Raw genomic sequence first — 14,828 nt, 5'->3', positions numbered from 1 at the left:
CCCGCCAATCAAATCACAGCCAAGAGTTCTTTGGGATCAGAGACCGTTGATCAGCTTCTGGGCCTCGTCGCGCTGGCCGCCGGAGCCTTCCTTCACGACTTCCTGCAGGATCTCGCGGGCACCGTCCTTGTCGCCGATCTCGAGGTACGCCTTGGCGAGCTCGAGCTTCGTGCCCACCGCGTCATCCCCGCTGCCGCCGGCATCGTCGCCGCCGAGGTCGAGGCTGAGATCACCCAGGCCGCCGCCCGCGGACGCCGAAGCGGCCGAGCCAGGCTTGGAGGTCGGGAAATCAAGGCCGGAGAGGTCGAAGTCGAACGAAGGCTTGTCTTCCTTCGGCGTCTCGGCCGGCGTGGACGCGGACCCGAGGTCCATGTCCATCGAGGGCGAGGAATCCGTCGGCAGGTCGGGCTCCGGACGCTTGGAGTCGAGGTCGAGGTCGAAGCTGGGAGCTGGAGCGTGCGAGCTGGTGTCCGTGGCCGCGTGGCCGCTCGACGTGGCTTCGAGGTCGAAGTCGAGGTCGGGCTTGGCGGGGGCCGGGGCAGCCTGCGGCATCGCGGCGAACGTGGCCGTGCCCGAGGCAGCGGCGACGTACAGCGGGTTCGCGGCATCGATCTGCGCGCCCATCGCGGCGGCCTTCTGCCACAGCGGATGGCTGTCGCCGACCTGCGCGTGGAGCTCCTTGGCGACCGTCTCGAACGCCGTGGCGCTCTTGCGGGCGTGGTAGATCTCGAGGAGCTTCAGGGAGATCTCATGGCGGTTCTTGTCGCGCGCCATGGCCTCCTTGAGGATCTCCTCCGCCTGGGCGTCGCGGCCGTAGGCGATGTAGACCTCGGCCTCGGCGACCGGATCGACCTCATCCGTGTCGATGGTGCCCGGGCCGGTCTTGTCGAAGTCGGTCAGGAACGAGCTGTTGCCGGTGTCCACGAGACCACCGCCCGGCTTCCCCGATACGGAGTTGGGCGTGAGGTCGGAGGGGAAGGCGCTCGTCATCGAGCTGATCGGTCCACCTTCGGCACGTTGCCGGCGGCGGCGCATGAACATGTATGCACCCAGGCCGATGATGCCGAGGCCGCCGATGCCCGCGGCGAGGTACGCCGGGCTGTCGATGAGCTCGTCCATGAAGCTGGGCGGCGGGGGCGGCGGAGCAGCCTTCTTCGGCGTCTTCGTCGGATCTTTTGCAGGCGTGGGCTTGGACTCCACCTTCGGAGCCTCGACCTTCGGCGGTTCGGCTTTGGGCGCCTCGGCCACGACTTTCGGCGGCTCGACCGGCGGGGTCGTGGTGCTCGGGGCCGGCTTCACTTCCGCGACCTTGGGCGGCTCGACCTTCGGGGGCTCGACTTTCGGCGGCTCGGCCTTGGGCGGCTCGACCTTGGCGGTCTTGTCCGGGGTCTTGGGCGCTTCGGCGGTCTTGGTCGGGGCGCTGCCTTTGAGGTCCAGCAGGCGCTGCATGTCGCGGATCTGCTTTTCGAGATCGGCCACACGGGATTGCGATTCCTTGAGCGCCTTGTCCTTGGCGATCACTTCTTCCTGGAGCGAATTGACGCGGTCCTGGCCACCACCTTTGCCAGCGGCACCGCCCTTACCCGAATCCGACTTGGACAACTTGAGCGAATCCTTGCCCTCCGAGGGCGCGGGTGCCGGGGGAACCACGGCGGCGCTGCCGATGCGGCCACTGGAAGCGCTCGACGATTCGGTGCGCGCGGGGATGGAAGCAACGCCACCGGCGACGGAATCGCGATAGCCCTTCCAGTCGGCGACCTGCGTGCGAATTTCCTTGTTGGCGTCCTTCTGCTCGATCTTGCCGACGTCGCTCGCCGTGGGGACCTTGAGGATCTGGCCCGTCTTCAGGCGGTTCATGTTGTTGCCGGCGAAGGCAGCCTGGTTCTCGCGGTAGAGCGCGACCAGCATCTGCTCGAGGCTCACGCCGTCGGGCTTGGTCTCGGTCGCGATCTTGTTGAGCGTGTCGCCCTTCTTGACCGGGCCGTAGGTCTCACCGGCGGGCGAGCCGGAGACGGCGGGATCGGGACGGGAGCTGCCGAGCTCGGCGCGCGCGGACGGCGAGCCGGTGGTGACGGAGGCGACCGGCGGCGTGGAGCCGGCGGGTGCCGAAGGTGCAACCGCCGGCGCGGCGGCCGGCGGTGTGTTGGCGGCCTGCGGGGCCGGCGCTGGAGCTGCGCCCTGCGGTGCCACCCGGGAGGAGTTGAATCCCGGCGGATCGAGCAGGATCGGGTATTCGCGTTGGATGCGGCCGGCGGGCCAGGTGACTTCGATCAGGGCGTCGACGAACGGCTCGTTGATCGGGCCGATGCTCGTGACCTTGATGTACGGCTGTCCGTTGGGGCGCTTGTCGACCGCGAAGCGCAGCAGGCGCAGCGCTCCGGAATATTCGATGCGGGCTTCGCGATAAGCCTCTGGCGTGGCGACGCGGGCGGAGAGGACCTCGAGCTCGCCGGGCTGCAGCGAGACGAGTTCGATCTCGGCTTCCAGCGGCTGTCCCAGCGCTGAAGTAACCGTGAGCTTGCCGAGGCCGGCAGCGTGCGCCACTGCGCTCACTCCGAGGAGTAGCGCGAGTGCGACCCCCTTCTTGATTGTCCTCACCATCGTCAGGCCCATCCCCATCCAGAACTCCGGTAAAAAGATCGTAGCATCAAGTATTTATTGTTTCAACTTCACCGGGATTATCGAATTATCGCTTAAGTACGACTTTTTACAAGCGAATTTTCCGGCCCGCCCCGCGAATCCGGGCCGTTTGACCCCCTCCCTGACCCCCTCGAAACCGTCGTCACCCCCGCGAAGGCGGGGGCCCAGATGGACTCCCGCCTTCGCGGGAGTGACGGAAGCGGAGGTCAGACCAGCTTGCCGGCCAGGATCCGCAGCATGCGGCGGAGGGGTTCGGCGGCCCCCCAGAGGAGCTGGTCGCCGACCGTGAAGGCCGACAGGTACTGCCCGCCCATCTTCAGCTTCCGCAGGCGCCCGATGGGGATTTCGAGCGTTCCGGTCACGGCCACGGGCGTCAAGCGCTTGAGGGTCTCTTCCCGCTTGTTCGGGACGACCTTCACCCACTTGTTCCCGGAAGCGAGGATCGACTCGATCTCTTCCAGCGGGACGTCCTTCTTCAACTTGATGGTGAGGCCCTGCGAATGGCAGCGCATGGCCCCCACCCGTACGCATACGCCGTCGACCGCCACCCGGTTTCCGTCGGCGCGGCCGAGGATCTTGTTGGTCTCGGCATCGCCCTTCCACTCTTCGCGGCTCTGGCCGTTGCCGAGGTCGGTGTCGATCCAAGGCAGCAAGCTTCCGGCCAGGGGAACGCCGAAGTGCTCCGTGGGGAAGCTCTCGTCGCGGAGGATCCCGGCCACTTCGCGGTCGATGTCGAGGATCGGCGAGTTGGGGTCCTGGAGCATCCCCTTGGCGGCGAAGTGCACCTCGCCCATCTGCTGCAGGAGCTCCCGCATCGTTTGCGCGCCGCCGCCCGAAGCGGCCTGGTAGGTCATGGCGCTGATCCACTCGATGAGGTCGGCCTTGAAAAGGCCGTCGACCGCCATCAGCATGCAGCTCACCGTGCAGTTGCCGCCGATGAAGTCCTTCTTGCCGGCCTTGATGGCGGCGTCGATCACCGGGCGATTCACCGGGTCGAGGATGATGACCGCGTCCTTCTCCATGCGAAGGGCCGAGGCCGCGTCGATCCAGTAGCCCTTCCAGCCGGCCGCGCGCAGCTTCGGGAAGATGGCCTTGGTGTAGTCGCCGCCCTGGCACGTGATGATGCAGTCCAGCTTCGCGAGCTCCGCGACGTCGTTCGCATCTTTAAGCGTGGTGACCGGTTTGCCGACGTCGGGGCCGGGGCCGCCCACGTTCGACGTGGTGAAGAACACCGGGTCGATGAAATCGAAATCACGCTCCTCGCGCATGCGCTCCATCAAGACGGAGCCGACCATGCCGCGCCAGCCGACGAATCCAACGGTTTTCATTGTCGTTCTCTTCTTCCCGAGGCGGAGGGATCGAGGTCGAGAGGCGGGCCGCCTCTCGTCCCCGCTTCTCGTCCGGTCTTAGATCGCTTTCACCACCGCCGTGCCGATCTCGGAGGTGGTGGACGGTTTCTTCGTGGTCTTCGAGGCGATGTCCGCCGTGCGCAGGCCCGCGGCGAGCGCGGAACGGACGGCTTTCTCGATGCGATCGGAGATGTCCGTGCGGCCGAAGGTGTACTTGAACATCATCCCCATCGAGAGGATCTGGGCGAGCGGATTGGCGATGCCCTTGCCGGCGATGTCGGGCGCGGAGCCGTGGATCGGCTCGTAGAGGCCCTTGCCGTTCGCATCCAGGGACGCGGACGGCAGCATGCCGATCGAGCCCGTCAACATGGAAGCTTCATCGCTGAGGATGTCGCCGAACATGTTGCCGGTCACGACCACGTCGAACTGGCGGGGGTTGCGCACGAGCTGCATGGCGCAATTATCCACGAGCATGTGGGTTAGCTCCACATCCGGATACTGCGGCGCGATTTCCATCGCGATGTCGCGCCAGAGCTGCGTGGTCTCCAGCACGTTCATCTTGTCGACGCTGCACAGGCGCTTGCCGCGGGCCTGCGCCGTCTTGAAGCCGGCGTGGAGGATGCGCGTGATCTGCGCCTCCGTGTACCGCATGGTGTTGAAGCCTTCGCGGTTCGGGGCGTCACCCGTGATGCCGCGCGGCTGGCCGAAGTAGATGTCTCCGGTGAGCTCTCTCACGATCATGATGTCGAGGCCACTGACAATCTCGGGTTTCAGCGAGCTCGCATCCGCCAGCTCCGGGAAGACGGTCGCCGGGCGCAGGTTCGCGAAGAAATCACACTCTTTGCGAAGATCGAGGATCGCGCGCTCGGGCCGCTTGTTGCGGACCAGCGTGTCGTACTTCGGGCCGCCGACCGCACCAAAGAGGACGGCGTCGGCTTGCTTGGCGAGCTTCAGCGTGGCTTCGGGCAGCGGATCGCCATGCGCGTCGTACGCCGCGCCACCGACGAGGGCCTCTTCCGTCTCGATCTTGAGGCCTTCGCCACGCAGGACGTCCAGCACGCGAACCGCTTCGCGCAGGATCTCGGGGCCGATGCCGTCTCCGGCCAGCAGTGCGATCTTCATAGGGCTCCAATAAAGGGGTCAGACCACTTTATTCATCTCTTGAATAAAGTGGTCTGACCCCTTTATTCGTCGTTCAGGTAAAGATCCAGGGTTCCGTACGTTTGCGCGTCTCTTCGTACGCCTTGATCTCGTCCGAGTGCTTCAGCGTGATGCCGATCTCATCGAGGCCCTGGAGCAGGTTGTTCTGGCGCGTGGCATCGATGTCGAAGCGCATCGTCTTCCCGGAGGGCGTGACGACCGTCTTCGCGGCAAGGTCGATCGTGAGCTTGTAGCCGGGGTGCGCGGCCGCCTCGTTGAAGAGGTGGTCGACCTCGAGCTCCGTCAGCACGATCGGGAGGAAGCCGTTCTTGAAGCTGTTGGTGAAGAAGATGTCCGCGAAGCTGGGCGCGATCACGGCCTTGAAGCCGTATTGCTGCAATGCCCAGGGCGCGTGCTCACGGGAAGAACCACAGCCGAAGTTCTTGCGGGCGATCAGGATCGTGCCGCCCTTGTACTGCGGGTAGTTCAGCACGAAGTCCGGGTTGGGCTTGCGCGTCTTCGGGTCCATGCCCGGCTCGCCCACGTCCAGGAAGCGCCAGGCGTCGAACAGGTTCTCGCCGAAGCCGGTCTTCTTGATGGACTTGAGGAACTGCTTCGGGATGATCGCGTCCGTGTCGACATTCGCGCGGTCGAGCGGGACGACAAGGCCGGTGTGGAGGGTGAACTTTTCCATCCAGCAATTATAGCGGCTCTATCCCATGTTCAGCTCGATCCACTGCCACTTGACGGCCCACTCGGGACCACAACGAGGGCAGATGTACCACGTGCCCGGCGCCAACTCGATGGCCGTGCGAATCTCCGGCGAGAAGCGACCCCCCTCTTTTTCTCATTTTGCATTCGCCTGATCCACTGGATCTCCGAAGTGATCCACTGGATCAATTCACAGCGCCACTGGATCAGGCGAATGCAAAGTGCATTTCGGACGTACCTCACGCTCTCCGGCCGCCGGCCGCCTCGAAATTGCAGGCAGGGAACCGTGGTTCAGTGCGCGCCGGCCGCAGCCTCCGAAGCCGCCGCCGCCTTCGCTGGCTTCGTGAGCCACACCACCCCGACCAGCGCCAGGAACAGCAGCGCCGAGGCGTAGAAGATGTCCGTGGCGGAGAGCAGCGCCGCTTGCTGGTCGATCATCCGGTTGAGGGTCGCGAGCGCCTGGTCGGGCGTCATGCCGCTCGCCTGCATGTTCGCGAGCGCCTGGGTCGTGGTGGGGTCGTAGACCGTGAGCTTCTCCGCGAGCTGCGCGTGGTGGAACGTCGCGCGATGGTCCCAGAGCGTGGTCGAGATCGACGTGCCGAACGACCCCGCGGTGATGCGCATGAAGTTGGAGAGCCCGCTCGCGGCCGGCAACTGCGCTGGAGCAATGCCCGACAGCGTGAGCGTCACCAGCGGGATGAAGAAGAACGCCATCGCCGCGCCCTGCACCACCGTGGGAATCATGATCGTGGTGAGGTCGACCTGCGTGTTGAAGTGCGAGCGCATGAACATCACCACGCCGAAGATCACGAACGCGATGGTGGCGAAGATGCGCGGATCCACTTTCGAGACGTTCTTGCCGACGACGGGGCTCAGCAACACCGCGAGCAATCCGACCGGCGCCAACGCGAATCCAGCCAGCGTCGCCGTGTAGCCCATGTATTGCTGCAGCCACAACGGCAGCAGCACGACATTGCCGAAGAACACGCCATAGCCCAACGAGAGTGCCAGCGCCCCCATCGTAAAGTTGCGGCGCTTGAACAACCGAAGATCCACCACGGGATGCTCGTCCGTGAGCTCCCACACGATGAAGAGTGCGAGTCCCAGCGCGGCCACGACGGCGAGCGCGATGATGGTGCCGGAGTGGAACCAGTCCAGGTCCTTGCCCTTGTCGAGCATGATCTGCAGCGCGCCCACGAACACGATGAGCAGGCCGAGGCCGACGGCATCGATCGGCAGCTTGCGGGTGGCCGTCTCGCGCTTGCGGTAGATCATCCACGTGACCGCGGCGGCGCCGAGTCCCACGGGGACGTTGATGTAGAAGATCCACGGCCACGAGATGTTGTCCGTGATCCAGCCGCCCAGCAGCGGGCCCGCGACCGGTGCCACGAGCGTCGTCATCGACCACATGGCGAGCGCTGTCCCCGCCTTCTCCTTGGGGTAGCTCGCTAGCAGCAGCGTTTGCGACAGCGGGATCATCGGGCCCGCGACGGCGCCCTGGACGATGCGGAAGAAGATCAGCAGCTCGATCGAGGGTGCCAAGCCGCAGGCGATGGACGCCAGCACGAAGAGCAGCACCGATGCGGTGAAGAGCCGAACCTGCCCATAGCGCTGCGTGAGCCACCCGGTGAGCGGCAGCGAAATGGCGTTGGCGACGGCGAACGACGTGATGACCCACGTGCCCTGCTCCGGCGAAACGCCCAGGTCCCCCGCGATCGCGCTCAGGGACACGTTGGCGATCGACGTGTCCAGCACGTTCATGAACGTGGCGAGCGAGAGCGCGATCGTCCCGAGGACGAGCGACTTGCCCTTCAGCGGCGCGGGGGTGTCCATCGCTTGGTAGTGACGCTTGGCGTGAGTGGGGCTTGGCGGCTAGTGGGGCTTGGCGGCTAGTGGGGCTTGGCGTTAGCGCAGCTTGGCGGCCGCGACGCGGGTCGTGGTGACGGTTGCGACGCCCGGAGCAGCGACCGACGCGGTGGCCGGCGCCGAACGCCCGTCGTTCGCGATGATCGCCTTCACGAGATCGTCGGCGACGGTATCGGGAGCGGCGAAGCCGTGCGTCACGTTCGAATTCCGGGCGACGGCCGGAAGGCGCTCGCCACCCTGGTCATGCGTATCGACCTTCGCTTCCATGGACAGGCCGACTTGCAAGGGATGCTTCGCGAGCTCGTTGCGATCGAGCGCGATGCGAACCGGCACGCGCTGCACGATCTTGATCCAGTTGCCGCTCGCGTTCTGCGCGGGCAGCAGCGCGAAGGCGCCACCCGTGCCGGCACCGAAGCCCATCACCTTGCCGTGGTACTCGAGCTTGTTGCCGTAGAGGTCGGCGGAGAGCGTGACGGGCTGGCCCACGCGCATGCTCTTCAGCTGGCCTTCCTTGAAGTTCGCGTCGACCCACACATCATCCAGCGGGACCACGGCCATCAGCGGAGCGCCGGGAGCGACACGCTGGCCGAGCTGCACGCCGCGCTTGGCGACGTAGCCCGACACGGGCGCAGCAAGCGCCGTACGCGAATACGCTAGATACGCCTCACGCACCTTCGCAGCGGCATTGCGTACGTCCGGGTGATTCTCGATCGTGGTGTTGTCGACCAGCGCCCGGTGCGCGGCCAGTTGTTGCTTCGCTGCCGTAGCCGCGGCATCGGCCGCCTGCAGCGTGGTGCGCTCGTGCTGCAGCGCTTCCTTCGAGATGAAGCCGGAGGCAGCGAGATCTTCGCGGCGCTTGAGGTCGTCCTGGGCGCGCGAGAGCTCGGCCGTGCGCTGCGAGACGTTGGCGGAGAGCTGCCCCGACGTGGCGTAGAGGTTGCGCACCTGGCGCACCGTCATCGCGAGCTGGCTCTCGGCTTCGTCCAGCGCGACTTTCGAATCCGCCGTGTCGAGCTGCACGAGGGTGGTGCCGGCCTTCACGAAGTCCGTGTCGTCGGCCGCGATCGAGACCACGGTGCCGGGGACCTGCGACGTGATCTGCACCACGTTGCCGTTCACGTAGGCGTTGTCGGTGGTTTCGGTGTTCCGCAGGTGGGTGGACCAGTAGGCGCCATACGCGCCGGCCCCGATGACGAACGCACCGATCACTGCGAGGAGGAGTTTCTTGCGGTTCATGGTGACTTCCCTTCTACCGTTGCCGGCACTTCGGAGTTCTCGTGGATGCGCTTCAGCATGCTTTCGAGCGTCTTCACCTCGGCCTTGCTGAAGCCCCGCAGGAAATCGTTGGCGACGCCCACGCCGATGGCGAGCGCCTTGGGATAGAGCTTCTTGCCTTCGGACGTGAGCTCGAGCTTGATGGCGCGGCGGTCCTGGTCGCTGCGCACGCGGCGAACGAGACCGCGGCTTTCGAGGACGTCGATCTTCCGCGTCATGGCGCCCGGGTCGTGGGCGAGGAAGGAGCACACCGTCGAGGCCGTGGCCGAGCCGCCGTTGGCGAGGATCGCCAGCACGATGTAGTCGGCCGTCTTCAGGTCCAGCGGGGCCAGGCGTTCATCCAGCGCATCGAGCATGGCCGTGCGGACACGCCCCAACATCGGGGGGACGGCGGTGCTGAAGTCGTAAGTTGCGGGGTCGTAGATGGACATGGCGGCTCCTTGATTGCCTCAACAATACTTGCTTTGGCAATCATTGTCAAGGCTGATTTAGCCTTGGCAGGGAAGTCGCGAAGAATCAGGAACTTGGCGAGAATCGGGGCATGAGCTCCCGCCCCCTGCCCCCTCGCGACAAGCTGACCCTGTGCTTTGCCCACGCCGCTTATCGCATCGGGGAGCGCTTCGCCCTTCGCGAAACTGGCATCAACTGGTTCGAGGTGCGTTCGCTCGCCGAGCTCGAGGCGCGGATCGCGGAGGCGGATGTCCTCCTGGTTTCCGGCCTGTGGAGAAACGAGCTGATCGCCCGTGCGCCGCGGCTCGCGTTCATCCAGTCGGTCAGCGCCGGGACGGATCAGTACTCACGCGATGCACTCCGCGCGGCGGGCATTCGGGGTGCCAGCGCCCAAGGTGCCAACGAGCGGGCCGTCGCCGAGCACGCGATCGCCCTGATCCTGGCGTTGGCCCGGAAGATCCCGGAGGCGCGCGACAACCAGGCCGCGAAGAAATGGCGCGGGATGATCGGCGACTTCACCCAGCGCGAGGATGAGCTCGGTGGGAAGACGCTGGCGATCGTGGGACTCGGGCGCATTGGCGCTCGGCTGGCGACACTCGCGAAAGCCTTCGACCTGCGCGTGATCGGCGTGCGGCAGGATCCTTCGCGGGGCGCTGGCGCCGCCGATACCGTGGTGGGTATCGAGGGTTTGCATGAAGCGATGGCGCAGGCCGATTTCGTCGCCCTCACCTGCCCGCTCACGCCCGCGACGACGAACCTCATCGACGCGAAGGCGCTCGCGGCGATGAAGCCTTCTTCCTATCTCGTGAACGTCGCCCGCGGGAAGGTGGTGAATGAGCCGGCGCTTGTCGAGGCACTCGCGCAAGGACGCATTGCAGGCGCGGCACTCGATTGCACGTGGGAGGAGCCGCTTCCCGCGACATCACCGCTGTGGGCCATGCCCAACGTGCTGATCACGCCGCACACCGCCGGTGAGACGCGCCGCTACGAGGACAACGTGATCGACCTGCTGATGGAGAACCTGGAACGCATCGGGCGGGGTGAAGACGCGTTGAAGAACCAGTTCGTGTGACGGCTGGATTCCCGCCTTCGCGGGAATGACGTCCTATTCAGCCGGCATCAATAACCCCGCGGGCCGCAGCAACGCGGCCACACTCCACAACATCGGGGCCTGCCCGTGGAAATCACCGACGATGCGCGGACGATCCAGGTAGTGCTGGACGTCGTTCTTCGTAGCGGTGCCCGCGCAAACCTCCCGTACGTCGCCGTCCTCATTGATGTAGTCGACAAGCGCCAGCCACGCCTTGCGCGCGACGGGGCCGTAAGACTCATCCAGCCAGCCATTCTTGACGCCCGTGATCATCGCGAAGGTGAACATCGCGGTGGATGAGGTCTCCGCCCACGACTCCGGACGATCGATCAACTGCAGCCACATGCCGGAATCGCTCTGGTAGCGCTTCAGGCTCGCCATCATCGAGCGATAGCCCTGCAGGATCTTCGGCCGCTCGGGATGGTTCGCAGGCAACGCGCGTAGCAGCTCCGTCATGCCGGCCGCCATCCAGCCGTTACCGCGTCCCCAATAGAAGGGAACGTCCGGCGCGTGGAAGAACAGTCCATTGGGTTGTTGGAGCCGCGCGAGGTACTTCACCATCTGCTTCGCGGTTCGATCGAGGTATTTTCGATCACCCGTCGCGCGCCACGCCTGCACCTGCAGCGCCGTGATCATGTACATGTCGTCGATCCAGTAGCGCGCCTGGTTGCTCAGGCCCTCCGAATCGGGGCGATCCCACTGGCCGTCCGCGAAGGCCAGTCCCATCACCCGGTACTTCACCTGGCCAGTCTGCCGATAGAGCTCGAGGGGCACCACGCCGAACACCGAGTGATCGACGTGCGTCACCGGCGGAATGAACTTCTCCTCGGCGCCGAAGAAGGGCTCGAAGCGATCGACCAGCTGCTGCTTGAGCTTGGCGTCCTTGGTGAGAGCGGCGAAATTCAGCGCGCCGTACCAGGTGGCGACTTCGGCATAGTGCAGCGTGCCGAACTCGGTCCAGAACATGTGCGGTGAAGCGACGAACCTCGCCGACAGCTTTCGGCCGACGACCTCGGGGGACGCCTTCTCCGGCAGCGCCTCGAAGTGATCCTTGGCCGGGCAGAGCGGACTCAGGAAAAGAAGTGCGAGCGCGGTAGTCGCCATGATTCGTTGCATGCCGCGATTGTAGCGGCACCCCTTCCCTCACCAGATCCGCACGCGCTCCGCAGGCGGAAGGTAAAGGCGATCACCGGGCTGCACGTCGAAGGCTTCGTACCACGCGTCGATGTTGCGGACGGTGGCGATGCGCTGCGTCTCCGGTGCGTGGCCGTCACCCGCGAGGTACGCCCGCAATCCGGCCTCGGTCATCTTCGCGCGCCAGCTTCGAGCGAAGCCGATGAAGAACTCGCGGTCCTGCGCCTTCACGTACTCCTTGTCGGCGGCTTTGCCTCCGAGCGTGCTTCGGTATGCATCGAAAGCGGCCGCAAGCCCACCGAGATCCGCGACGTTCTCGGTCGACGTGCGCTTGCCATCGATCACCGCGTCCGGGAGCGGGCGGTACGCAGCGACCTGCTTCATCAGTGACGAGGCGGCCGCGTCGTATCCCGCCTGGTCCGCAGCCGTCCACCAGCGGCGGTTGCGGCCATCGGCTTCGTACTCGGCACCGAGCGTGTCGACCATGTGGCTCACCTCGTGGCCGACGATGGCGCCGATCGCGCCGTAGTTCATGGCGTCCGAAGCGTTCGCATCGAACTTGGGCGCCTGCAGCAGCGCAGCCGGGAAGTTGTACGCGTTCTGCTGGAACACGAGGATGGCTCCGACCGTCTGCGGCGCGATCGACCATTGGGTCCGGTCCACGGGCTGGCCGAGACGGGCCACGGCCTGGCGGTAGTTCCTCACCTCGATGCGGCGCACATTCCCCGCGGCATCTGTGGGATCAACATTCAGCGAGGAATAGTCCTGCCAGTTCTCCGGATAGCCAACGCCGAAGTACAGCGTCTTCAGCTTCGCCAGCGCCACCTGCTTGCTTTCGGGCGTCATCCACGCAACGGCCTCGACACGTTTGCTGAATGCGGCGACGACGTTGTCCACGATGCCGCGCACGCGAGCCTTGTACGCAGGCGGGAAATACCGCTCGGAGTAGATGCGTCCCAACCCCTCGCTCATCGCGCGTTGCGTTGCGTCGAGCGCACGCGCCGCACGATCGCGGGGCTGCGGTGAGCCGGCTATGTTGTCCTTGAGGAGCAGCGCCTGTTCGGCAAACGCGCGAGGCAGCACGTCCGCATTCCGGTGGAGCGCGTGGAAGCGGAGATAGTCCTGCCACGCCTCGAGCGGACGCGACGCGACCAGTGCCGCCGCACCCGTCACCGCGCCGGGTTGCCACGCGACGATCGTCTTCTGCTTGCCCAAGCCGGCAGCCGCGAAGAATGCGGTCCAGTCGATGCCCGGCGCCTTGTTCGCGAAGTCCGTCCGCGTCCAAAGGTTGTCGGCATTGCGGTCATTCCCCGAGATCTCGGGCGTGGCGTGGCTTTGCGCGATGGCGGTCTCGAGCTCCATCACCGCTTGGGCACGTTGGGCGGAGCGGTCGAAACCCGCAAGCGCCATCAGACGCGCGATGTACTCCTGGTATTGGACGCGTAGCGCCTGCATCTTCGGATCAGCGCTCACATAGTTCTCGCGATCGGGAAGACCCAGCCCGCCCTGCAGCAGGAAGGCGACGTTCGTCGTCTCGCCGTTGTTGCCCTCAGTGACGGACAAGCCGAGCAGGTGCGACGAGTCGTAGGTGCCGGCATTCAGGGGATCGACATCGGCGAGCAGCATGCTCCCGAGCAATCGAGTAAGCGCCGCCTTGTCGCGCAGGCGGTCAATGCGGGCCAGCAGCGGTTTGACCGGTGTGATGCCCTTCGCCTCGATCGCTGCCTCATTCAGGTACGCGGCGCGGAAATCGGACACCTTGCGCGCGGTCGTGCCCTTGGGCGCCGTGGCCGCGTCCTCGAGCACCTTCGACACCTGCTGACGGGTGATCGCATCGATCTCGTTGCGGGCGCCCCACCGTTGCCGGCCCACGGGGATCGCCGTGGCGGCGAGCCACTCACCGTTGGCGTACGCGAAGAAGTCGTCGCCGGGTTTGACGGTGGCATCCACGCCGCTCGCCATCGCCGGTGTGAGAAGCGCCGCCGCCCAAACAGCCAGCAGGGTGTTCATGAACATGGGAGTGCCTTGCGGATTGCGGGGATCGCCCACGTTAGGCATTCCGCCCTCGCGCGTCGCGCCGCGCATCGACAGGATTCGATCAATTCCAGACATCGGCGTAGGCTTTGTGTCACTGAACCTGCCATGTCCGAAAATGATCGCCCGCGTCCAGCCGATTGACCTGCTGTTCATCGTCGCGCCGAACTCGCTACTGCTCGACGTCGCGGGGCCGGCGGAGGCCTTCCGGCTCGCCAACGTCCACCGCGAGGCGCGCGGCCTGCCGCCCCGCTTTCGCCTGCGCTTCGCCGGGCCAACAGCGGGTGTCTCCACGTCCGTCGGTCTCTCGTTGTCCGGCCTCGAGGTGTTGCCATCGCGACTGAACACGCCGACCTGGGTGGTGGTTGCGGGTCAGCCCAGCACGCACTCCGGAAAGGTCACACCCGCAATCACTGCCATCACGCAATGGCTGGACCGGATGTTGGCGAAGCCCCTGGCCTCCGAAGACACGGCGCATCGACTACTCACGATCTGCTCCGGCGCACTGCTCGCCGCACGCGCGGGCCTCCTCACCGATCGCCGCTGCACCACCCATCACGAGCTGCTGCATGCCCTGCGCAAGTTGGCACCCGACGCACAGGTGATCGACAACCGCGTGTTCGTGGTCGACGGATCGGTGGCCTCCAGCGCCGGCATCACGGCGGGCATCGATTTGGCACTCCACCTGGTGGCCGAGGAATGCGGCGAGGCGCTGGCCGCGAGCGTCGCCCACGACATGGTGGTGTACCTGCGTCGCTCGCAACGCGACCCCGAGCTCTCGCCCTTCCTGGTGAACCGCGGCCACCTGCATGCCGCCGTGCACCGCGTGCAGGACGCCATCGGCGCCGAGCCGGACCGCGACTGGGACATGGCCGCCCTCGCTACGATCGCCCACGTGACGGAGCGCCACCTGCTGCGCCTCTTCGTCGAGCACGCGGGGGTTTCGCCGCTGCGCTACCTGCAGTCCTTCCGCCTGGAACGGGCGCGGCAGTCCCTCGAACGGGGTGCCAGTGTCACGCAGGCGGCAGAGGTGGCGGGGTTTCGATCGGGGTTGCAGCTGCGACGGGCGTGGAGTCGGCAGTGGGGTGGGTCGCCGAGGGACGCGGCGCGCGCCGTGTAATCAGCCCGCGGCCGTTTAG

The 14,828-nt window shown here is 65.9% G+C and carries 11 protein-coding genes; 2 read left to right on the top strand and 9 right to left on the bottom strand.

The genetic code is table 11. From position 1 onward, the window contains the following. Positions 1 to 36: 36 nt before the first annotated feature. The 7 genes from DSM104443_RS08000 to DSM104443_RS07970 form a co-directional block, all read right to left on the bottom strand. Entirely contained in the window at positions 37 to 2,544 is a 2,508-nt protein-coding gene (locus tag DSM104443_RS08000) for a motility hub landmark protein FimV (protein WP_171091087.1), read from the bottom strand. Positions 2,545 to 2,846: 302 nt separating this feature from the next. After that, positions 2,847 to 3,968, bottom strand: a complete 1,122-nt coding sequence (gene asd, locus DSM104443_RS07995; RefSeq protein WP_171091085.1) for an aspartate-semialdehyde dehydrogenase — start codon at positions 3,966 to 3,968, stop codon at positions 2,847 to 2,849. 78 nt (positions 3,969 to 4,046) lie between these two features. Further along, positions 4,047 to 5,111, bottom strand: coding sequence for a 3-isopropylmalate dehydrogenase (gene leuB, locus DSM104443_RS07990; RefSeq protein ID WP_171091083.1), 1,065 nt, complete (start codon positions 5,109 to 5,111; stop codon positions 4,047 to 4,049). 73 nt (positions 5,112 to 5,184) lie between these two features. Further along, positions 5,185 to 5,823: a 3-isopropylmalate dehydratase small subunit gene (leuD, locus tag DSM104443_RS07985; protein WP_171091081.1), complete on the bottom strand. Its 639-nt coding sequence runs from the start codon at positions 5,821 to 5,823 to the stop codon at positions 5,185 to 5,187. A gap of 308 nt (positions 5,824 to 6,131) precedes the next feature. Continuing rightward, positions 6,132 to 7,673 (bottom strand): DHA2 family efflux MFS transporter permease subunit, encoded by a 1,542-nt coding sequence (locus DSM104443_RS07980; RefSeq protein WP_171091079.1) that lies wholly within the window; start codon positions 7,671 to 7,673, stop codon positions 6,132 to 6,134. A gap of 72 nt (positions 7,674 to 7,745) precedes the next feature. Further along, positions 7,746 to 8,942, bottom strand: a complete 1,197-nt coding sequence (locus DSM104443_RS07975) for an HlyD/EmrA/EmrK family protein (RefSeq protein ID WP_171091077.1) — start codon at positions 8,940 to 8,942, stop codon at positions 7,746 to 7,748. Further along, positions 8,939 to 9,412, bottom strand: coding sequence for a MarR family winged helix-turn-helix transcriptional regulator (locus tag DSM104443_RS07970; protein ID WP_171091074.1), 474 nt, complete (start codon positions 9,410 to 9,412; stop codon positions 8,939 to 8,941). The genes DSM104443_RS07975 and DSM104443_RS07970 overlap by 4 nt, the downstream gene beginning before the upstream one ends. Before the next feature lie 110 nt (positions 9,413 to 9,522). Between DSM104443_RS07970 and DSM104443_RS07965 the strand changes: the two genes are divergently transcribed. Continuing rightward, complete coding sequence (locus DSM104443_RS07965) at positions 9,523 to 10,503, top strand: D-2-hydroxyacid dehydrogenase (RefSeq protein ID WP_171091073.1); 981 nt, start codon at positions 9,523 to 9,525, stop codon at positions 10,501 to 10,503. Between the two features lie 33 nt (positions 10,504 to 10,536). Here the strand turns inward: DSM104443_RS07965 and DSM104443_RS07960 are convergent, their stop codons facing one another. Both DSM104443_RS07960 and DSM104443_RS07955 read right to left on the bottom strand, forming a co-directional pair. Then, a complete protein-coding gene (locus DSM104443_RS07960; protein WP_171091071.1) occupies positions 10,537 to 11,637 on the bottom strand; it encodes a glycoside hydrolase family 88/105 protein in 1,101 nt (366 codons plus the stop codon). A gap of 27 nt (positions 11,638 to 11,664) precedes the next feature. Continuing rightward, positions 11,665 to 13,665, bottom strand: coding sequence for a M13 family metallopeptidase (locus DSM104443_RS07955; protein ID WP_171091069.1), 2,001 nt, complete (start codon positions 13,663 to 13,665; stop codon positions 11,665 to 11,667). A 142-nt stretch (positions 13,666 to 13,807) separates the two neighbouring features. Here DSM104443_RS07955 and DSM104443_RS07950 point away from each other — a divergent pair, with 142 nt between their 5' ends. After that, positions 13,808 to 14,809, top strand: coding sequence for a GlxA family transcriptional regulator (locus DSM104443_RS07950; RefSeq protein ID WP_171091067.1), 1,002 nt, complete (start codon positions 13,808 to 13,810; stop codon positions 14,807 to 14,809). Positions 14,810 to 14,828 lie beyond the last annotated feature (19 nt).

The organism is Usitatibacter rugosus (assembly GCF_013003965.1).
Taxonomy (GTDB): Bacteria; Pseudomonadota; Gammaproteobacteria; order Burkholderiales; family Usitatibacteraceae; genus Usitatibacter; species Usitatibacter rugosus.
The sequence above is the reverse complement of the archived record's forward strand: the minus strand, read 5'-3'. Positions and strand labels throughout refer to the sequence as shown.